The organism is Rhodoferax sp. (assembly GCF_028688795.1).
GTDB lineage: Bacteria > Pseudomonadota > Gammaproteobacteria > Burkholderiales > Burkholderiaceae_C > Rhodoferax.
The window spans coordinates 25,538-44,967 of record NZ_JAQTXM010000035.1; the positions used below are offsets into that span (position 1 = coordinate 25,538).

A 19,430-nucleotide genomic window follows, 5' to 3' on the forward strand; every position below is an offset into this window, starting at 1 on the left:
GTTTGACAGTCGGATCTGATCAGTTTTTGGCGCAGGCTGTGGTCGCCTGGCAGGTGCGCCATGGTCGGCACGATTTACCCTGGCAAAACACCCGTGACCCGTATCGGGTTTGGCTGTCTGAAATCATGCTGCAGCAGACCCAAGTGGTCACCGTGTTGGATTATTTTGCTCGTTTTTTGTCCCGTTTTCCTGATGTGGGAGCACTGGCGAATGCCTCATTGGATGATGTGCTGAGTCTGTGGAGCGGTCTGGGGTACTACAGCCGCGCCCGGAACATGCACCGCTGTGCGCAAGAAGTCATGTCTCATCATGCGGGATTTTTTCCGGCCACAGCCCAGCAATTGCAAGGGTTGCCCGGCATCGGGCCGTCCACGGCAGCAGCAGTGGCCTCGCTGTGTTTCAGTGAGCGGGTGGCAATTCTGGATGGCAATGTCAAACGCGTGCTGACCCGTTACCTGGGTTTTGATGCTGACCTGGCGCAAGCCAAAAATGAGAGGGTCTTGTGGCAAGAGGCCACGCGCTTGCTGCCCGACGAAGAATTGGGGCGCAACATGCCACGCTACACCCAGGGCATGATGGATTTGGGAGCCACGCTGTGCACCACCAAAAATCCTGACTGCCCAAGTTGTCCGGTGCAAGCACGTTGTGTGGCTTACGCAAATGGCAATCCGCTGGCGTTTCCGGTGAAATCTCGCAAGCTCAAGCGCAGCGCGCAATCGCTGTGGTTGTTGTGGGCGCGGTCCGAAGATGGTGCGCTCTGGCTTAGTCAACGACCCACGCCGGGTGTCTGGGCCGGCCTGTATTGCTTTGCGTTGTTTGACAGTTATCAGGCGTTGCAGGCGGCCGTAGCCAAGGATGGTTGTGCGGGCTTGGTTGATATACCGGCCTTCAAACACGTGCTGACCCACAAGGACCTTTACCTTCACCCGGTGCAGGTGGTGATGCCGCGTTCGAGTCGCCCGGAGGCCTCAGGGGATTGGTTTGAGCCTTTGCAGTGGCAACGTTTGGGCTTGCCGGCACCCATCAGCAAGTTGCTTCGCTAGGCCTGTCGGGCATCCATTTCGCGGTGCCTTTTGAGGGTGTCCCACTTGCGTTGGAAGAGGGCGGCCAGTTGTTCTACCAAGTAAACGGACCGGTGCTGACCACCGGTGCAGCCAATTGCCACGGTGACATAGCTGCGATGATTTAGTGCAAGCGCCTCCAGCCAGCCATCCAAGAAATCATGAATTTGCCTGAGCATGCGGGCCACTTCGGGCTCTTGCTGTAAAAACTCGATGACAGCGGCGTCGCGCCCTGTGAGGTCCTTCAAGCCTGGTTCATAGTGGGGATTGGGCAGCATCCGCACATCAAACACGTAGTCGGCATCGCTAGGAATACCGCGCTTGAAGGCAAAGGACTCAAACACCAAGGTCAGCTGATTGCCGGGTGCGGCAATCATGGCTTTGATATAGCTCTGCAACTGCGTCGGCCTAATGATGCTGGTGTCAATCACATGGGCCTCGGCGCGCAGCTCACTAAGCAGGTCACGTTCCAGCTCAATGGCTTCTGCCAAGGCGCGCCGTTGGTCTTGTTGGGTGCGGTCCTGGGCGATTTGCGACAGCGGATGTCGCCTGCGCGTTTCGGAAAAGCGGCGGATCAGGGTGCCCGTGGTGGCATCCAGAAAAATGGAGTCGACCTGGATGCCTTGGGCTTTCAGCGCTTGCAGTTGCTTGGGTACCTGTGGCAGCGAACCGGCGCTGCGCACGTCCATGGCAATGGCCAACTGGTTGGTAAAACCGCTTCGCTCCAGTGTGACCAACGAGGTGAGCAACTCAGGTGGCAGGTTGTCGACGCAGTAAAAGCCCAGGTCTTCCAGCGCATGCAACGCCACCGATTTGCCCGAGCCCGACATGCCTGTCAGCAAGACCAGGTGCAATGTGTCTGATTTTTTGGTCATGTTATGGGTTCTGGGTTTGAAGCATGTCGCGCGCGTGGGCCAATGTGCTGTTTAACAAGCGTTCGCCGCCCAGCATGCGCGCCAACTCCAGCACGCGCTCTTCACCCGCGACAGGTGTCACCTGGCTTACGGTGTGAGCACCTTGCATCTGCTTGCGTACCACTAGATGGTGGTCGGCACAGGCTGCTACTTGCGGCAGATGGGTGACGGCCAGCACCTGGCGATCAGCGCCAAGCTGGCGCATCAGGCGGCCGACTGTCTCTGCCACGGCCCCGCCAACGCCGGCGTCCACCTCATCGAAAATCAATGTTTGTGCGCTACCAAGCTGGCTGGTGGTGACCGCAATGGCCAACGCGATGCGTGACAGTTCACCGCCCGAGGCCACTTTGTTGATCGGGCGTGGTGTGCTACCAGCGTGCCCGGCCACCAGAAAGCTGACGTCCTCCATGCCGCTTTGCATGGGCTGTTCGCAAGTCTGCAAATTAACCTCAAACTGGCCACCTTGCATGCCCAAGCCTTGCATGGCCGCGGTGATGGTTTTGCCGAGTGTTGGTGCGTGCTTTTGGCGGGCCTGTGTCAGCAATTGGGCCTGGTTTTTGTAGCTCTGCAAAGCCGCCTCTTGCGCTTGTTCAAGGGCTTGCAGATCTGCCGCTGCATCAAGCTGGGCGAGTTCGTCTTGCCAACTGTGGAGCAACTCTGGCAAGTCTTGAGGATTGCGCTTGTAGCGCCTGGCCAGGGACATCCAGAGGCCCATGCGGTCATCAAGTTCGGTTAAACGTTGCGGGTCAAGCTCAGTCTTATGCAGGTAGGCGCGCAACGAGTGCACCACATCGTCCAGTTGCGCCAAGCTTGATGCTAAAACCTGTGCTAGACCTTGAAAGATAGGCTCTATATGCTCTTGTTTTTGCAGTGTTTCCAAGCCAGTACCGACCCGGCTTCTGGCGCTGTCATCGTCTTCCTCAAGCCTTTGCAGGGCCAGTTGCGCAGCGTCAAGCAGACCTTGCGCATTTGATAACTTGCTGTGCTCAGCGTTCAGGGTGTGCCACTCGTCAGTGCCCGGCGCCAGCTTCTCCAGTTCGCCAATTTGCCAGGTCAGGCGCTCACGCTCACTCAGCCGAGTGGACTGTGATGCGCGCGCCTGGGTCAGCTTGTCTTGTGCTGCGCGCCACTGTTGCCAGGCCGCGGCGGTGGCGGCTGGCGACACCTGCGCGTAGGCATCGAGCAAGGCGCGTATGGCGTCTGCCCGGGTCAGGCTCTGCCAGGCGTGTTGGCCATGAATGTCCAGCAATTGCTCACCTATGGCACGCAATTGGGTGGCCGTGGCAGGGCTGGCGTTGATCCAGGCACGGCTTTTTCCCTGACTGTCGACGGTGCGGCGCAGAAGCAGGGAGGTGTCTTGGTCGAAACCTGCGTCCGCCAGCCAATGTTTGATATCAGGTGTGACGTCGAACTCGGCACTGACATCGGTGCGGGCGCATCCCTCGCGGATCACGTTCACGTCGGCGCGTCCGCCGGTAACAAGTTGCAGCGCGTCAATCAAAATGGACTTGCCGGCGCCGGTCTCACCCGTCAGCACGGTGAAGCTTTCTGCCAAATCCAGGTCTAACTCGCTGACGATGACAAAGTCGCGCAGGACAATGCGTTTGAGGCTCACGGTGCGGTCACCCCTTCGTTCCAGTGTAATTTTTCTCGCAAGGTGTCAAAGTAAGACCAGCCTTTGGGGTGCAAAAACCGCACATGGTGGTCTGAGCGCACCACCTCGATGCGGTCACCATGCATCAGGGAGGCCAGTGACTGTTGGTCAAAACTGGCGCTGGCATCTCGTCCTGCTACTAATTCAATAGCTATATGTGACGTGTTTGCAAGGACTATAGGCCGATTTGATAAAGTGTGTGGCGCAATCGGCACCATCACCCAGCCAGGAATTGATGGGTGTAGCAGTGGGCCGCCTGACGACAGAGCGTAGGCCGTGGAGCCCGTAGGCGTGGCAATGATCAGGCCATCGGCACGTTGGTTTGCCACAAAACGCCCGTCGACCTCCACCCGCAATTCCACCATGCCAGAGGTTGCACCGCGGTTGACCACCACATCGTTCATGGCCATGGCCTTGTACACGCAATGACCATCACGAATGACCCGAGCATTAATCAGGCTACGTTGATCTTCCACATATTCGCCGCGCAGCATCTGGCGAAGGCTTTCTTTAAAACTGCCATAGGGAATATCGGTGATGAAGCCCAGTCGCCCCTGGTTGATCCCGATCAGGGGGACGCCGAAAGGAGCCAACTGGCGGCCAATACCTAGCATGGTGCCGTCACCACCCACGACCAGCCCCAAATCGCATTGCGCACCGATTTCCGCCAAGCTGAGCAGTGGGTAACCTGCCAAATCCATGTTGCGGGCGGTGTCGTGTTCTATGACCACCTCGCAGCCCTGTTCGTCCAGAAAATCCAGGATGGCTTCCAGCGCGCTGCGCGAACTTGTGCCAGATGCGCCCGAAGCCATGGCCTGGTATTTACCGATCAATGCCACGTGATGGAATTTAGACTTCATTTTCAAATTACATCACTAAAATGAAACGATGTTGGATGACCGTGCCAAGTTATTGTTAAAAGCGCTGGTTGAGCGTTATATTGCCGACGGGCAACCCGTGGGTTCTCGCACCTTGTCACGCGCGTCTGGGCTGGAGTTGTCGCCGGCCACCATCCGCAATGTCATGTCCGACCTGGAAGAGTTGGGGCTCATTGCAAGCCCACACACCTCTGCTGGACGTATTCCTACAGCGCGCGGATACCGGTTGTTTGTTGACACCATGTTGACGGTGCAACGGGGACATTTGGGTGCCCACAGCCTGGCGCCCGATCAGCCGCAAAAAGTCATCTCAAATGCTGCCAATTTGTTGTCGAGCCTGTCGCAGTTTGTAGGTATCGTGATTGCACCTCGGCGGACCTCGGTGTTTCGTCACATCGAGTTCTTGCGTCTTTCAGAGCGCCGTTTATTGGTCATCATCGTTTCGCCTGAGGGTGATGTACAAAACCGGGTTATCTTTACCGAAGTCGACTTTTCCCAAGCGCATTTGGTAGAAGCTGCCAATTACCTGAACGCCAACTACGTGGGGCTGGCTATCGAGCAGGTGCGCGAGCGCTTGAAGAATGAGGTGGACTCATTGCGCGCTGAAATCGCCAGCTTGATGAATGCCGCCGTGGCGGCTAATTCAGAAGTGCTGTCTGAAACCAAGGACGAAGTCGTGATTTCAGGTGAGCGAAACTTGCTCTCTGTGAGCGACTTCTCCAACGACATGGGACATCTTCGACGGGCCTTTGACCTTTTTGAGCAGAAAGCGCAATTGATGCGTCTGCTTGATGTGACGGGTCAAGCTGAGGGTGTTCGCATATTTATAGGTGGGGAAAGTCAGGTGGTTCCATTTGAAGACTTGTCGATCGTTTGTGCGCCTTATGAAGTGGATGGTCAGGTGGTTGGCACGTTGGGTGTGGTCGGCCCCACCCGCATGCCCTATGACCGCATGATCCAGATCGTGGATATCACTTCCAAATTGGTCAGTAACGCGCTGAGCCATCACAAGTAGCTCCCTTACAATCCAATGCTGGTTCGGGCCGTTAGCTCAGTTGGTTAGAGCAGAGGACTCATAATCCTTTGGTCCACAGTTCAAGTCTGTGACGGCCCACCATTTTATTTAGGCTATAATTCATAGCTTCGCGGCTGTAGCTCAGTTGGATAGAGTACTTGGCTACGAACCAAGGGGTCGTGGGTTCAATTCCTGCCAGCCGCACCAAAAAAGTAAAGCCTGCAACTTCAAAAGAGTTGCAGGCTTTTTCTTTGTCTTTTGTTGATCAAATGGCGATTTCTACCAATTGATTAATTGTCTACAAGGCTTAGACCTTAAGCCGGCTCGAACCCCCGATAATGCACGTGTGAAGCCCGCCAGACTGTCGCTGGTGCAAGCCGCAAGGACGACGCGCAAGCGTCGGGTGGAAACACCGCACTGGAGGAACGTCCGGACTGCATAGGGCAGCGTAGCAGCTAACGGCTGTCCACTGAAAGCCTGGCTTGAAAGAGCTGGGTATAAGGTGAGGATCAGAGCAACAGAGACGAGCCGATTTAGTTCGGGTGAAACGGGCAATCTCTACGCGCAGCAATACCAAGTAGGCACACGTTGACGGGGCCCCCGGAGTGTGCGGGTAGGTAGCACCGAGCCACTGAGTGATCAGTGGCCCAGATTAATGGCAGTCACATGCTGGCACATCGCAAGATGTGCTGGTGTGCACAAAATCCGGCTTATCGGTGGGCTTCACACTTTTTTACTTCGCGCCACCGCCATGGCAGGCGGGCGTCAAGGATTCACCGTTTAACCGCGTGCCAGCAGTGTCTGGCCCAGCGCAAACACCGAATTGGGCGCGTTGGTGCGCATCGGCTGGTGCCCTGGCTTTTTGAACACGCCACGATTTGGCGCAGGCTTTTGTTCAATCTTCACGCCCTTGGCCAACTGCTCTAGCACCAATGAGCGCAAGGTTACTGACTGCATGAAATCCAGCACTTTGGCGTTCATGGAATCCCACAAGTCTTGCGCCATGTCCTGCGCTGACGCCGTTTCCTGGACCTTGGTCTTTGGCGGCGCATCTTCCACGGCAGTGATGATGTCTGCCACAGTGATGGCATCAGTGCGATGGCCCAGCGTGTAACCACCACCTGGCCCACGCGTACTACTCACCAAACCTTGTTGGCGCAACTTGCTGAACATCTGCTCAAGGTAAGACAGCGAAATTTGCTGACGTACAGCAATGTCGGACAGCGGCACGGGGCCCAGCTTTTCACGCAACGCCACATCAATCATCGCGGTGACGGCAAAACGACCTTTTGTACTTAAACGCATATTTATTACTCCTGTCAATGTCGGTAAGTCAGACACAGTCCAAACTATAAAGTTCAAATCACTTCGCGTAAATTCGAAATATTGACTAATTCACTTCGTAAAAAATGAATAATAGGTCATATAAATGAGGTGATCCGCATGAATTTCAAGCATCTTTACTATTTTTGGGTCACTGCAAAAGCGGGCGGCATCATGCGCGCGGGTGAGCAACTGCACACCACGCCCCAAACGCTCTCGGGCCAGATCAAGTTGCTGGAAGATTGGTTGGGGCGCAAGCTGTTTCAAAAAAAGGGTCGGCAATTGGAGCTTACCGAGCACGGCCGGCTGGCGCTGGGTTATGCCGATCAGATCTTCAGCTTGGGGCAAGACCTGGAAACCGCGCTGCGGCAGACTCGCGGCGCCCAACGCAGGTTGGATTTTCGGGTGGGGGTGGCTGACTCGGTCTCCAAATCGGTGGCATATCGCTTGCTGGAGCCGGCGTTTTTGCTTGATCAACCGGTTAAATTGTTGGCCAGCGAAGGTAAGTTCGACGACTTGCTGGCGCAACTGGCCCTGCATCGGCTGGATTTGGTGATCGCTGACGAGCCCATGCCCAAGCGCGTGAGTGTGAAAGCTTTTAGCCACCCGCTGGGGCGCACTGCCATGAGTTTTTTTGCCGCGCCTGCCGTGGCATCGCTCATCAAGGGCAGTTTTCCGGCTTGCCTTGATGGTGTGCCGATGCTGGTGCCTGGGGCTGCAGTGTCCGTGCGGCGGCAGTTGGAGGGTTGGTTTGCCCAGTACCGAATTGCACCTGTGGTGGTGGGTGAGTTTGATGATGCCGCGCTGATGAAGGCTTTTGGCCGCGAAGGCCAGGGCGTCTTCATGACCTCTAGCGTGCTTGAGGAGGAAACCTGTAGCCAATTTGGTGTGACGGTGATTGGCCGCACGTCTGAATTGGTTGAAGAGTTTTTTGCGGTGTCGGTTGAACGGCGCATCACGCACCCATGCGTGTTGGCTATCACCGATGCGGCTCGCGGACAGCTGTTCAGCGTGTGATCTGGCTGGCTGGCCGCACCCGGATAATCACATCCTATGCCTCTGCGAGAAATTTCCCACGCCGCCATTGACATTGACCTGCGCTATGCCACGCCAGACAATTTCACCGGCAAAACCATATACGACCACGCTGTGGCTTATTTGCACCAGGATGCCTTGGCCGCCTTGGTGCGGGTTGCTGAATTGTCTGCTGCGCAAGGCCTGCGCGTGCGTGTGCTGGATGCGTACCGGCCAACTGCCGCTCAATGGCGCTTGTGGGCAGCGGTGCCAGACCCCAGATTTGTCGCCGACCCGCACTTGGGCTCCATCCACACCCGAGGTGTGGCGGTTGACCTGACGCTGGTTGATGCTTCAGGAAACGCGCTGGATATGGGCACGGACTTTGACGAGATGACCGTGCAGTCGTTTCATGGGGCAACTGACATCGCCCCGGCGGCGCAGCAGCACCGTTGCTTGTTGCTGGGGTTGATGACCTTGGCGGGCTGGACCCATCACCCCTGCGAGTGGTGGCACTACAACTTGCCCGACGCGACCCGTTACCCGTTGCTCAGCGACGGCGCCGAGGGAAGTTGCTTGATGGATTGAACGGCCTAAAACCGCTCTCCGTCCTGCAGATAGCGCCACTGACCCTCGGGCAGATTGGACAAGGCCACACGGCCAACCCGCTGGCGTTTCAGGCTTTTGATTTGCAGCCCAACGCGCTCGCACAGGTAGGCCATCAGCCCCGGGTGCGTGCCTTTGAGTGCCACGCGCAAGCGGGTTGATGTGTCTGACGTGCTGTTGATGCTGACCTTCACCGGTGGCAGTGGGTGGCCATCGGTGGTCAGGCCTGCGTTCAGGCGCTGCAACACCTCGGGCGGCACTTCACCGGCCACTTCCACCACCAGCTCGTGTTCCATCACCGAAGCGTCTTCGGTCAGCTTGCGCAGCACGCGCCAGTCTTGCGTGAACACCACCAGTCCAGTGGCGGCCACTTCCAGCGGCACGCAGGCGGTGAGTTTGGCAAAGTGGTGTTTCAGCAGGCGCATGCCTGATGGGTCTTGCGTCCAGTGGTTGGCGGGCAGCAGCAACTGGTGTGCGGGTTTGACCCGTTTGCCCGCCTCACCCGGTGCCGCCATGGCCTCAAACCCAGCAGGTTTGTGCAACAGCAGCGTGACGTCGGTGAGCGCCATCAGGCTGGCGTGTGGGTCGACCACCACGGTCTGGTCGAGCACACGCGCCATCGGTTCTTCAACGATTTTGCCGTTGACACTGACCCAGCCACCCTCAATGTATTGCTCGGCCTCGCGGCGTGAGCAGTGCATAAGGTGCGCCACGTGTTTGGACAGACGCTCGCCGCTTGGCTCTGGCGTTCTAGCTGGAGGTTTGGCGGGAGGTTTCCCGGGCGGGGTGAATTTTTGAGGTTTGATCATTGCCGGCAATGGTAACCACTGCCACCGTGGCGATGCAACGCTGCGGCGGGCTCAAACAGCGGGGGGTGCCACGCGTGGTTCACGCATCTGGTTGGCTGCAGCGCTGATTTGTTGCTACCAACTCAGCGGGTCCAACTGGTAAAACTGGCAAAGTTCACGGTAAAGGCTTGGGTGTGCCTCGGCCATGGGGGCGGGCTGCTCAAAAAAGACCTCTGAGATCACGGCGAAAAATTCGCCAGGGTCGGTGGCGCCGTAGTCGTTCAGCAACGACGCTTCGCCACGCGCAGCGCGCGCCTGCAGTGCAGCAAATTCGGCTCCCAATACCTTTGACCAGCGCTTGTAATGCGCGCGCCGGGCCAGCATTGGCGCACCGTTGGCGCTACCCGTTTCCTGATCCAGTTGGTGGGCAAATTCATGAATGGCCACGTTTTGCCCGTCGTCCACCACGGCGGCACCGGCCAGGGTGTCTTGCCACGACAGGATGACCTGGCCGTCTGACCACGACTCACCTGACAACACCTGACGTGCGCGGTGCGTCAGCCCGACGGGGTCAATCTGGTCGCGCTCCACCACAAAACTGTCGGGGTAGACCAGGATTTGGCGCAGGTTAGGGTAATAGTTGCTGGGGCGATTGAGGATCAGCAGGCAGGCGTGGGCGGCAATCGTGACCCGTATGTCATCGGTGATGTGCAGGCCGTTGCAGCCGATGAAAGCTTTTTCCGCCAGAAACACCTGCATGTGTTGTTTGAGTTGCAGTTGCAGGTCGGCCGGTAAGTGGCGCACATAAGGCACACGCCGCTTCAAGATGACGCGCCAGGTGGCTGGAAACGGTTGGGCGCGCAGTTTGGCGCGTTTGCGCTCGGTCAGCCAAGGCGCGCCCAAAAGCCACAGCACCAGCAGCAGGCCCAGACAGGCAACGATGAAAACTGGCATGAATCGCTTCCGAATGGGTTTCAACAAGTTGGCAGATGGCCCCATCACCCCCATTTTTCAAGTGCGCCGGGACCATGTCACTTTGTTCATCTGTATTAAAAATTTATGATAAATCGGCCTGTATCCCTTGTTTTATATGCGTAAGTAGCTATTTTATACATAGCAAATTAAGGCCGATGCAAGCACCTGTCAGGCGGGGGGATGCTTACCATGCACAGGCTGCGCAGCCGGCAAATTCGCACTTGCAGACTATGCGCTGGTGTCGGTTGCAGCAGGGTTTTGGATGCTGTTGTCGGTGACCAGCAAAGACAGCAGCTGCATGAATTCATCACGTTGCGGGCTTGTCAGCGGGGCCAGGATGAGTTCTTGCGCGCGTTCCATGGGTCCAATGGCGTCGGCCAGCAGCTGTTCCCCTTCAGGGGTGAGTGTTAGTAGCCGAACCCGGCGATCGTCGGGCGATGCGCTGCGCGCCATCAGTCCGCGGGCTTCCAGCCGGTCCACCACGCCTGCCGTGGTTGAGGTGTCAAGCGCAATGTTGCGCGCCAGGGTGCGCTGGTCAAAGCCCGGGTGGTTATGAACCATTTGCAGAATGGCGTATTGCACCGGGGTGATGCCCAAGCCCTGGGTCTCCTGGGAAAAAAAAGCCACAGAAATCTGGTGTAGCCGGCGAATGGCGTGACCAGGTTGCAACTCAAGACGCACGTTTTTCAAGGCAGGGGTGTTCATTCAATTGATTTTAGGGAGCACCTCATCTAAGGGTTTCTCCTAGGTTTGGAAAATCAAAGCATCAGTATACTTATCGTCAGTGTACTGATAATTAACGGAAAAGACCAATCCAGGAGTTCAAACGATGAGCGACAAACAATCAAATCTGCCCGTCTTGGTAGCGGGCGGTGGTATCGGTGGCCTGGCGGCCGCCCTGGCTCTGGTACGCCAGGGTTTTCGGGTGACGGTGCTGGAGCAAGCGCCAGAAATCGGCGAAATCGGTGCCGGCATCCAGCTCGGCCCCAACGCTTTTCATGCCTTTGACGCCCTGGGTGTGGGCGACAAGGCGCGTAGCCGCTCGGTGTTCACCGACTACATGGTGATGCACGATGCGCTGGACGAATACCAGGTAGGCAAGATTCCGACCGACGAGGCCTTTCGCAAACGTTTTGGCAACCCTTACGCGGTGATCCATCGGGTGGACATCCACACCACGCTGCTTGAAGGGGCAACGGACACCGGCAAGGTGGATTTCCACACCAACACACGCATTGAGCGCGTCGAGCAAGACGACACCAGCGTGACCGTGTTTGACCAAAACGGCAAGGCCTGGAAGGGCGTGGCACTGATTGGTGCCGATGGCGGCAAATCGGTGGTGCGCAAGCAATACGTCAACGACCCGCCCCGGGTGACTGGTCATGTGGTGTACCGTGCGGTGATCGACAAAAAAGACTTTCCGGAAAACCTGCAATGGAACGCCGCCAGCATCTGGGTCGGCCCCAAATGCCACCTGGTGCACTACCCGCTGCGTGGCGGGGAACAGTACAACGTGGTGGTCACCTTCCATAGCCGCAAGACCGAAGAGTGGGGCGTGACCGACGGCAGCAAGGAAGAAGTGCAAAGCTATTTCAAGGACATCTGCCCCAAAGCGCGCCAGCTGATCGACCTGCCCAAGAGCTGGAAACGCTGGGCCACCGCCGACCGCGAACCCATCGCCACCTGGGCATTTGGCCGCGCCACCCTCCTGGGCGATGCCGCACACCCCACCACGCAGTACATGGCGCAAGGTGCGTGTATGGCACTGGAAGATGCGGTGACGCTGGGTGAAGCGCTGCGCGTGAACCACAACGACTGGCCCAAGGCCCTTGACTTGTACCAACGCTCACGTGTGGCCCGCACCGCCCGCATCGTGTTGTCGGGGCGAGAAATGGGTCGCCTGTACCACGCTGAAGGGGTGGAGCGGCTGGTGCGCAACGATTTGTGGAGAGGTCGTTCGGCTGAGCGGTTTTACGACGCAATGGAATGGCTCTACGGCTGGAACGTGACCAATTGCCTGGCCAAAGCTTGACCACTTTCACCAACCACGACTGAAGGAAATCTCATGCAACCGCAAGATCGTTTTGACACCCTGGGCCGTCTGGAAGACCTGCCACAGGACTACCGCGATGAGTTGACCAGCAAAAATCTGGTCCCGCTGTGGCCCAGTCTGCGGGCCGTGTTACCACCCGGAATCCCTGCCCGCAAAACCCAGCCGACTTGCTGGGCGTATGACACTATCCGGCCGCTGCTGATAAAAGCCGGTGAACTGACCCCGATTGAAAAAGCCGAACGTCGTGTGCTCGTGCTGGCCAACCCGGGCCATGGCCTGGAAAAGATGCAGGCCAGCGCCGCCATGTATCTGGGGATGCAATTGCTGTTGCCGGGTGAACGCGCCCCAGCCCACAAACACACGCCAAACGCGGTGCGTATGGTGGTTGAGGGTGACGGTGCCTGGACCATCGTGAACGGTGAAAAATGCCCGATGAGCCGCGGCGACCTGATCCTGACGCCAACCGGGCTGTGGCACGAACATGGACACGATGGTGACAAACCCGTGGTCTGGCTTGATGTATTGGACCTGCCGCTGGTTTATTACATGGAAGCCTCGTACCACGAGGAAGTTCCGAATCAGACCGTGCTGCCAGGCCAAGGCCACAAGGCCTATGCGCGTGGCGGTCTGCGCCCCAGTCCAATGTTTGAGCGTGCAACCAAGGCCTACCCGATGCTGCGCTACCCCTGGGCGCAAGCCCGCGCCGCCCTGTTGGAACTGGCAGACGACGACTCGAACGTGGAAGCCGTGCAAGTCACCTATGCCCAGCCTGAGAACGGCTTGGACGCGGAAAACATCCTGGGGTTCTACGCGTTGATGCTGCGACCTGGTCAGGTGCTGACCTTGCCCGCCCGCTCTCCAGCGCAAGTCTTTCACCTGATCGAAGGCAGCGTCCGGGCCCAAATTGTCGACAGCACCTTCACCTTGGCAGAAGCCGACACCTGTTGCGCGCCAGGCTACGAGCGGGTGACGCTGTCCAACCTGTCGGCTGACAAGCCATCGTTCGTTTTTATCGCCGATGAATCGCCGTTGCACCGCAAGCTGGGTGTGTTTGAGAACCGTGGCTAAGCGCCTGCCCACCACTTAAAGGAAGACCCTATGACCCAATACCTCTGGACCCCACCCGCCGTTCAATCCCTGCCGGTACGCGGCATGACCGAGCGCCTGCCCATCAACCGCCTGTTTTTTGTCGGGCGCAATTACCATGCGCATGCCGTCGAAATGGGCCGCCCGGTCGACAAAACAGTCGAGCGGCCGTTTTACTTCACCAAGGCACCGCAGACACTGACTGAAAGTGGTGCAACCGTGGCCTACCCGCCGGAGACGAGCAACTACCATTTCGAGATGGAAATGGTGGTCGCCATCGGCAAACCCGGTTTCCGGGTCAAGGCCGAAGATGCCCACGACATTATTTTTGGCTATGGCGCAGGCCTGGACATGACACGGCGCGACCTGCAACTTGTCGCCCGTGACAAGGGCCGCCCCTGGGATTTGGGCAAAGATGTGGAGCAGTCTTCGGTCTGCTCTGAAATTGTGCCCATGCCGGGTGTGGTGATCGACCAAGGCGAGATCGCGCTGGAGGTCAATGGCGTCACCAAACAGAAATCCAACGTCGACAAGCTGATCTGGAACGTGCGCGAAATCATCGCCGACTTGTCCTTGTTCTACCACCTGCAACCTGGTGACCTGATTTACACCGGCACGCCAGAAGGCGTGGGCGCGGTGCTGGCAGGCGACAAGATCTCCGGCCGTGTTGAAGGCGTGTCAGAGGTCAGCCTGACGGTTGGCTCCGCCGAATAAACACCCGCTCCAGCATGAAGCTCTACAACTTCTTTCGCAGCGGCACCTCGCACCGGCTGCGCATTGCGCTCAACCTCAAAGGGCTGCAAACGCAGTACGTGCCGGTTGATTTGCGTACCGAACAGCACCTCAAAGACGAGTTCAAGGCCGTCAACCCGCAAATGTTGGTGCCCGCGCTGGAGGTTGATGGCAAGGTGCTGATTCAGTCCCCCGCCATCATCGAGTGGCTGGAAGAAACCCACCCGAGCCCGGCGCTACTGCCCAGCGGTGTAGATGACCGCGCCCATGTGCGGGCGCTGGCCGCGCTGGTGGGCTGTGACATTCATCCCATCAACAACCGCCGCATTCTTGAGTACCTGCGCAAATCCCTGGGCGCAGACGAGGCCGCGGTCAACACCTGGTGTGCCACCTGGATCACGGCGGGTTTTGACGCCTATGAAGCCTTGTTGGCCGCGGACACAAAGCGTGGCAGCTACAGCTTTGGCGACACCCCCACGGTGGCCGATGTCTACCTGATTCCGCAAGTGGAAAGTGCTCGCCGCTTTAAGGTCGATGTCAGCCGGTGGCCGCTCATCACCGCGGTGGACCGTGCCTGTGCAGAACTGGATGCGTTCAAACAAGCTGCACCCGCCGTGCAGCCTGACGCCGCCTGAAAGCAAAAAAAGTTCTTAAACCAAGGGTGAATGGCAACTTGCCACAAGCCTAAAAAACTATCGGAGACTGTCATGAAATCATTGAAATCCTTTCGCGTTCTGGCGCTTGCTGCCACGCTTGCCAGCACCGCATTTGGTGCCAGCGCCCAGGCCTTGAAGCTTGGCCATATCGTGCCACCCACCCACGTCTGGCATCAGGTGTCGGAAAAAATCGCCGCTGACCTGGACATTGCCTCCGGCGGCAAGATGAAAATTGCGGTCAGCCCCCTGCAAAAGCTCGGTACCGAAGCCCAGATGATCAACCTGATGCAAGCAGGTGCACAACAGTTCGGCATCTTCACCGTGGGTGGCCTGTCCAACCGCGAAGAATCCTTGCTGGGCTGGTCCTTGCCCTATGTGTTCAAAGATGTGGCGCACGCATCTCGCGCGGCGGGTACGCCTGCTGCCAAGGAAATGCTCAAACGCCTGGACCAGCACGGCCTCGTTGGCCTGGGCTACACCTTTGCCGGCATGCGCCATGTGCTGTCGCTGCAACCGGTGACCAGTGCCAAAGACCTGACCAACAAAAAAATCCGCTCATTCCCCAGCCCGATCTACAACGACTGGTGGATTGCCAACGGTGCCGCACCCACCGCCATGCCCTTGTCAGAAGTGGCGCCATCCCTGACCACAAAGCTGCTTGATGCGGTCGATGTGGACCTGGATGCCCTCGTCGGCCTGAAGTTTCACCAGCAAGCCCCCAACCTGACATTGACCAACCACATGGCTTTTCCGGCAGTGATTGTGGTGTCGAAAAAATGGTGGGCAACCCGCAGTGATGCGGACCGCGCCATGGTCACCAAAGTGGTGACGGATGCCGAAAAATGGGGCTACCAGACCGCCATTGATGCTGATGTGAACAACCTGAAAAAAGCCACGGCCGACGGCGCCAAGGTCATCCCCTTTGACATCAAGTCCTTCCAGGCTGTTGGCGGACAGGTGCGTGACAAGTACACCGCTAAAAACCCGCTGATTGCTGACTTCTACAAGCAAGCCAAGGATCTTTGATTCCGGCTTCAACTGGCGTGGCCGCAATGCCACGCCGCAGCAAGAAATAACGGCTGTCATTGCGGGTCACTGCCCGCCATCCATGGATACCTGATCGGGTCCGGGATGACAGCCAGAGACGACATCCCTTCTACAGGAGCCCCTGGCAATGTTCCAGACCATTCAACTGATCGACCGCCGCCTGGCCGTGCTGGAGCGCGCAATGGTCATTGCGCTCACCGCCGGCATCGCCGGCATCATGATGACGCAGGTGGTGATGCGCTATTTTTTCAGCGCACCCATCTTCTGGGCCGAAGAGGTTGCGGTGCAGTTGCTGGTTTTTGTGACCCTGTTCGGTCTTTCTTTACTCATCCAGCAAGTGCAACTGGTCACCATTGACTTTTTGCCCCGGGCTTTGCCGCCACGCGCCCGCCATGCCCTGCTGGCCGTGCTGGGCCTGGTGATGCTTGCGCTGTTGGTCTTCATTGCCTGGCTGGGGTGGGAGTGGGTTAACCGTGCCGACGTCCGGCTGGAGCGCGGCGCCACGACACAACTGCCACGCTGGTACAACTTCTCGGCCCTGCCGCTGGCGTTTGCATGCATGGCCTGGCACCAACTGGCCGCTATCTTGCGTGACCTGCGCGCCTTGACGGGAGCGTCCAAATGATCACCCTGATTGTCTTTTTTGGCCTGTTGTTTGCGGGCCTGCCGATTGTCGGCGCCATTCTGGCGGGCGCGCTTGCCTTCATGCTCACCAACGATTTGTCGGTACTGTACGACTCAATCCCGATCCAGTTTTTTGGTGCGCTGGAAATCAACAGCCTGCTGGCCATTCCGCTGTTTCTGCTGGTCGGTGAAATCATGAACAAGGCCGGTTTGACCCAGCGCCTGATCGCCGTGGCCGAGGTGCTGGTGGGCAGCATGAGGGGTGGGCTGGCCTATGCCAACCTGTTCACCAACGCCATGGCGGCGTCGATTCTGGGCTCGGCTGTGGCGCAGATTGGTGTGATGAGCAAGGTGATGATTCCGGCCATGGAGCGCATGGGCTACAACCGCGCATTCTCCGGTGCGGTCACGGTCACGTCTGGCCTGCTGGGGCCCATCATTCCACCGTCGATGCTGATGATCATCTATGGCGTGGTGGCGGTGCAGCCGATTGCGCCGCTGTTCATTGCCGGCATATTGCCGGGCATTCTGATTGTGGTGGCGCTGGCGCTGGTGATTTTTGCGCACAACTTTTTCGGCCCCGGTTTACCTGCGGGCACCCGCAGCGGCCGCTCCGCCTCCATCAAGGTGTTGCTCGAAGGCCTGGTGCCCGCCGTGATCCCGCTGGTGGTGATTGCCGGCATCATGCTGGGTGTGATGACCCCAACCGAGTCCGGTGCGGTGGCGGCCATCATCTCGCTGGCGCTGGGTTTTGTGTACCGCGAAATCAAGCTGCGTGACCTGAGCAAGATCTTTCTGGACGTGGCCACCAACACCGCCACCATCACCGGGTTGATTGCGGCTGCGTCGGTGCTGAGTTGGGTGCTGGCCTTTCAGGGCGTGCCCGATCTGGTGGTGGCCTACATGCAGGGCCTGACGGATTCGCCGTTTGTCTTTTTGTTGCTGGTGATTTTGATGATGATCATTCTGGGCATGTTCCTGGAAAGCATCAGCGTGCTGATCGTCACCGTGCCGTTGCTGATGCCGGTGGTGGTCACATTGGGTATCGACCCCATTCACTTTGGTGTGGTGTGCACCTTGGCTACGGTGATTGGTCTGGTGACGCCGCCGGTGGGCCCGGGACTGTACATCGCCATGGTGCAGGCAGACATCCGCATGGGGCCGCTGTTTAAGGCCACCCTGCCGTTTCTAGCGGCAGTGCTGCTGGTGCTTGTGCTGATTGCCGCCGTGCCGGCGCTGTCGACCTGGCTGCCTGCGCTGATGACCGCCAAGTAGCCTGGCCTGACTTATTTTTTCGCATTGAAGGGACTCCACATGGCCAATCCATCCACCCCTGCGGCACCCAATGAGCCGATCCAGGACTTCTCGCATTGCCACGCCGGCATCCTGAAAAAACTCGACATGCTGGGTGAGTTGCCTGCGTTGCTGGAGCCCGCTGCCCGCGCGCGCGATATTGCGGAAAAGGCGCTTGAATTTTTCCGCGAAGCCATTTTTGAGCACCACCTGGACGAAGAGCGCGAGCTGTTTCCCGCTGTTTTGGCCAGCGCCAACGAGGGCGAAGAGTATGCACACGTCAAGTCCATGGCCAAACGCCTCACGGATGAACACCGTGAACTGGAAGGCATGTGGAAACGGCTGGAGTCACAGCTGAAAAAAGTTGCCAAAGGCCAGCAAAGTGACATCAGCGCGGCAGACATCGGGCGTCTGATTAGCCAGTACCGCGCCCACGCCGAGTTTGAGGAACAGGCATTTTTGCCGCTGTCGCAAACCATCCTTGGGCGCAATTCACACCATATGGCTGCCCTGGGCCTGTCGCTGCACATGCGGCACGCGCCCACACGCGTCAATTCGACTTACATCTGAGCGGGCGCAAGCGCATGCCATCTTGCAGTGCTTGGGAAATTTATGTATGAAATTAGCCTACAGGCCTTTTAAAATAAGCGCAACTAGCTATTCATATGATAGTAGTCGGAGTGCAGGCATTGGCCTCTTTTGCGGCTTGAGTCGACATTGGGTTGCACTCTGGTGCTTCACCAAGTCGGCCATCGAAAAATTGTGGGTTTCGGGTCCAGGCGTCAATGGCTCTTTTGCAGCGTTTGCGGCCATACAGACTTGGCTTCCAATTTGCACAGAACGTATCAAAAATACGCTAAGCTTCCCGGCGACTTTGTCGTTTCCAATATACCTGTACATTCAACCAGCCGTCAGACGTAAGCACATGATTTTCAAAGGGATTATTGGAATTCTTCCTCAGTGTCATCTGACTGGTTGCCTTGTTATCCCGCGAAACTGCGGGATACATCTATCGTAAAGACTCAATGCGCAGCGTTCTCACTAAGCGAACGATCTATGTACTGGCGAGCGTCGCCGTATTGCACGCCGCGTTGCTTTGCTTTTGGTACGCGTCGAAGACGACCGGGCCAATACCGGGAAGATCTGAATGGAGCATCTTCGCGCAGAATTATTGGATGTTCCCTGCGTCGGTGCTGTACGGGTTCACCGTAGGCTTTATTGTTTATCGAACCCACCTCATGTGGACGGTTGTTCTTGTGGGCCTTCTGGCACTGATGGGTGCCGTCATACACTGGGCGGCCGGCCAAATGGGAATGGCACTGGACTGGGTCACGCCGCAAGCTTCCCTGACCGGCGCCTTCATTGTTTTTGTCATTTACATACCGTTCGCGCTCGTCGGCTCAGTACTTGGACGGAAAGTTGGTCCATATGGGAAGAGCAATGAGTCATAACTGGTCGGCCAATACGGAACTACAACTGCAGGAGGCGGCTTCGCCGCAATGGTTGAGGTCCGGTTGCCTCCAACGTTAAGGTATCAGATCTGGTAGTTTGAATGTCTGCTGTCTGGAAACTTGGATGACCGCAATGGGTCTTTATGCAGAGATGTACATAGAGGCTGTTATGCACAGTTCCCAGTTATGGGCAATTGCCGTTTGAAGTGAGTTGCCTGTCATTGGCAAATTCATACCAATGCAAGGTTTCTTTCTCTACA

The 19,430-nt window shown here is 57.7% G+C and carries 20 protein-coding genes, 2 tRNA genes and 1 other RNA gene; 16 read left to right on the forward strand and 7 right to left on the reverse strand.

All coding sequences use genetic code 11. The features are described 5' to 3' along the window. Positions 1 to 2: 2 nt before the first annotated feature. Positions 3 to 1,043, forward strand: a complete 1,041-nt coding sequence (gene mutY / locus PHQ58_RS19875) for an A/G-specific adenine glycosylase (protein ID WP_300114706.1) — start codon at positions 3 to 5, stop codon at positions 1,041 to 1,043. Here mutY and rapZ read toward each other — a convergent pair. From rapZ to PHQ58_RS19890, 3 genes are read right to left on the reverse strand one after another with little or no spacing between them, the layout of a single operon-like run. Then, on the reverse strand, positions 1,040 to 1,936 hold the full coding sequence (gene rapZ, locus PHQ58_RS19880; protein WP_300114708.1) for an RNase adapter RapZ: 897 nt from the start codon (positions 1,934 to 1,936) through the stop codon (positions 1,040 to 1,042). The two genes, mutY and rapZ, sit on opposite strands and share 4 nt — an antisense overlap. A gap of 1 nt (position 1,937) precedes the next feature. Next, on the reverse strand, positions 1,938 to 3,590 hold the full coding sequence (recN, locus tag PHQ58_RS19885; protein WP_300114711.1) for a DNA repair protein RecN: 1,653 nt from the start codon (positions 3,588 to 3,590) through the stop codon (positions 1,938 to 1,940). Next, on the reverse strand, positions 3,587 to 4,489 hold the full coding sequence (locus PHQ58_RS19890) for an NAD kinase (RefSeq protein ID WP_300114714.1): 903 nt from the start codon (positions 4,487 to 4,489) through the stop codon (positions 3,587 to 3,589). The genes recN and PHQ58_RS19890 overlap by 4 nt, the downstream gene beginning before the upstream one ends. Before the next feature lie 28 nt (positions 4,490 to 4,517). On the opposite strand from PHQ58_RS19890, the gene hrcA reads away from it, so the two are divergent. The 4 genes from hrcA to rnpB all read left to right on the forward strand — a co-directional run bounded on the left by hrcA (position 4,518) and on the right by rnpB (position 6,251). Continuing rightward, positions 4,518 to 5,522, forward strand: coding sequence for a heat-inducible transcriptional repressor HrcA (gene hrcA, locus PHQ58_RS19895; protein WP_300114717.1), 1,005 nt, complete (start codon positions 4,518 to 4,520; stop codon positions 5,520 to 5,522). Positions 5,523 to 5,547: 25 nt separating this feature from the next. After that, positions 5,548 to 5,624 (forward strand) — tRNA-Ile (locus PHQ58_RS19900). Between the two features lie 28 nt (positions 5,625 to 5,652). Continuing rightward, positions 5,653 to 5,729 (forward strand) — tRNA-Arg (locus tag PHQ58_RS19905). A gap of 141 nt (positions 5,730 to 5,870) precedes the next feature. After that, an RNA gene (gene rnpB, locus PHQ58_RS19910) (RNase P RNA component class A) lies at positions 5,871 to 6,251 on the forward strand. Between the two features lie 51 nt (positions 6,252 to 6,302). Here the strand turns inward: rnpB and PHQ58_RS19915 are convergent. Beyond that, complete coding sequence (locus PHQ58_RS19915) at positions 6,303 to 6,827, reverse strand: Rrf2 family transcriptional regulator (protein ID WP_300114720.1); 525 nt, start codon at positions 6,825 to 6,827, stop codon at positions 6,303 to 6,305. 138 nt (positions 6,828 to 6,965) lie between these two features. Here PHQ58_RS19915 and nhaR point away from each other — a divergent pair, with 138 nt between their 5' ends. Continuing rightward, positions 6,966 to 7,862 carry a transcriptional activator NhaR gene (nhaR, locus tag PHQ58_RS19920; protein WP_300114723.1) on the forward strand — a complete coding sequence of 299 codons (897 nt, stop codon included), beginning with the start codon at positions 6,966 to 6,968 and terminating at the stop codon, positions 7,860 to 7,862. Positions 7,863 to 7,898: 36 nt separating this feature from the next. Further along, a complete protein-coding gene (gene ddpX, locus PHQ58_RS19925; protein ID WP_300114726.1) occupies positions 7,899 to 8,447 on the forward strand; it encodes a D-alanyl-D-alanine dipeptidase in 549 nt (182 codons plus the stop codon). Between the two features lie 5 nt (positions 8,448 to 8,452). Here the strand turns inward: ddpX and PHQ58_RS19930 are convergent, their stop codons facing one another. The 3 genes from PHQ58_RS19930 to PHQ58_RS19940 all read right to left on the reverse strand — a co-directional run bounded on the left by PHQ58_RS19930 (position 8,453) and on the right by PHQ58_RS19940 (position 10,933). Beyond that, positions 8,453 to 9,274, reverse strand: coding sequence for an RNA pseudouridine synthase (locus PHQ58_RS19930; protein ID WP_300114728.1), 822 nt, complete (start codon positions 9,272 to 9,274; stop codon positions 8,453 to 8,455). A 114-nt stretch (positions 9,275 to 9,388) separates the two neighbouring features. Then, a complete protein-coding gene (locus PHQ58_RS19935; RefSeq protein ID WP_300114731.1) occupies positions 9,389 to 10,207 on the reverse strand; it encodes a zinc-dependent peptidase in 819 nt (272 codons plus the stop codon). Between the two features lie 249 nt (positions 10,208 to 10,456). Beyond that, positions 10,457 to 10,933, reverse strand: a complete 477-nt coding sequence (locus PHQ58_RS19940) for a MarR family winged helix-turn-helix transcriptional regulator (protein WP_300114734.1) — start codon at positions 10,931 to 10,933, stop codon at positions 10,457 to 10,459. Positions 10,934 to 11,057: 124 nt separating this feature from the next. Here PHQ58_RS19940 and PHQ58_RS19945 point away from each other — a divergent pair, with 124 nt between their 5' ends. The 9 genes from PHQ58_RS19945 (at position 11,058) to PHQ58_RS19985 (ending at position 19,170) form a co-directional block, all read left to right on the forward strand. Further along, positions 11,058 to 12,260: a 3-hydroxybenzoate 6-monooxygenase gene (locus tag PHQ58_RS19945; protein WP_300114737.1), complete on the forward strand. Its 1,203-nt coding sequence runs from the start codon at positions 11,058 to 11,060 to the stop codon at positions 12,258 to 12,260. A 33-nt stretch (positions 12,261 to 12,293) separates the two neighbouring features. Beyond that, complete coding sequence (locus PHQ58_RS19950) at positions 12,294 to 13,349, forward strand: cupin domain-containing protein (RefSeq protein WP_300114740.1); 1,056 nt, start codon at positions 12,294 to 12,296, stop codon at positions 13,347 to 13,349. Positions 13,350 to 13,379: 30 nt separating this feature from the next. Further along, positions 13,380 to 14,081 carry a fumarylacetoacetate hydrolase family protein gene (locus tag PHQ58_RS19955; RefSeq protein WP_300114743.1) on the forward strand — a complete coding sequence of 234 codons (702 nt, stop codon included), beginning with the start codon at positions 13,380 to 13,382 and terminating at the stop codon, positions 14,079 to 14,081. Between the two features lie 14 nt (positions 14,082 to 14,095). Then, positions 14,096 to 14,734, forward strand: coding sequence for a maleylacetoacetate isomerase (maiA, locus tag PHQ58_RS19960; RefSeq protein WP_300114746.1), 639 nt, complete (start codon positions 14,096 to 14,098; stop codon positions 14,732 to 14,734). Positions 14,735 to 14,806: 72 nt separating this feature from the next. Then, positions 14,807 to 15,781: a TRAP transporter substrate-binding protein gene (locus PHQ58_RS19965; protein WP_300114748.1), complete on the forward strand. Its 975-nt coding sequence runs from the start codon at positions 14,807 to 14,809 to the stop codon at positions 15,779 to 15,781. A gap of 148 nt (positions 15,782 to 15,929) precedes the next feature. Next, positions 15,930 to 16,427 (forward strand): TRAP transporter small permease, encoded by a 498-nt coding sequence (locus PHQ58_RS19970; protein WP_300114750.1) that lies wholly within the window; start codon positions 15,930 to 15,932, stop codon positions 16,425 to 16,427. Next, positions 16,424 to 17,701 carry a TRAP transporter large permease gene (locus PHQ58_RS19975; RefSeq protein ID WP_300114753.1) on the forward strand — a complete coding sequence of 426 codons (1,278 nt, stop codon included), beginning with the start codon at positions 16,424 to 16,426 and terminating at the stop codon, positions 17,699 to 17,701. The genes PHQ58_RS19970 and PHQ58_RS19975 overlap by 4 nt, the downstream gene beginning before the upstream one ends. A 39-nt stretch (positions 17,702 to 17,740) precedes the next feature. Continuing rightward, entirely contained in the window at positions 17,741 to 18,289 is a 549-nt protein-coding gene (locus PHQ58_RS19980; protein WP_300114755.1) for a hemerythrin domain-containing protein, read from the forward strand. A 455-nt stretch (positions 18,290 to 18,744) separates the two neighbouring features. Beyond that, positions 18,745 to 19,170: a hypothetical protein gene (locus PHQ58_RS19985; RefSeq protein ID WP_300114758.1), complete on the forward strand. Its 426-nt coding sequence runs from the start codon at positions 18,745 to 18,747 to the stop codon at positions 19,168 to 19,170. Positions 19,171 to 19,430: the final 260 nt, after the last annotated feature.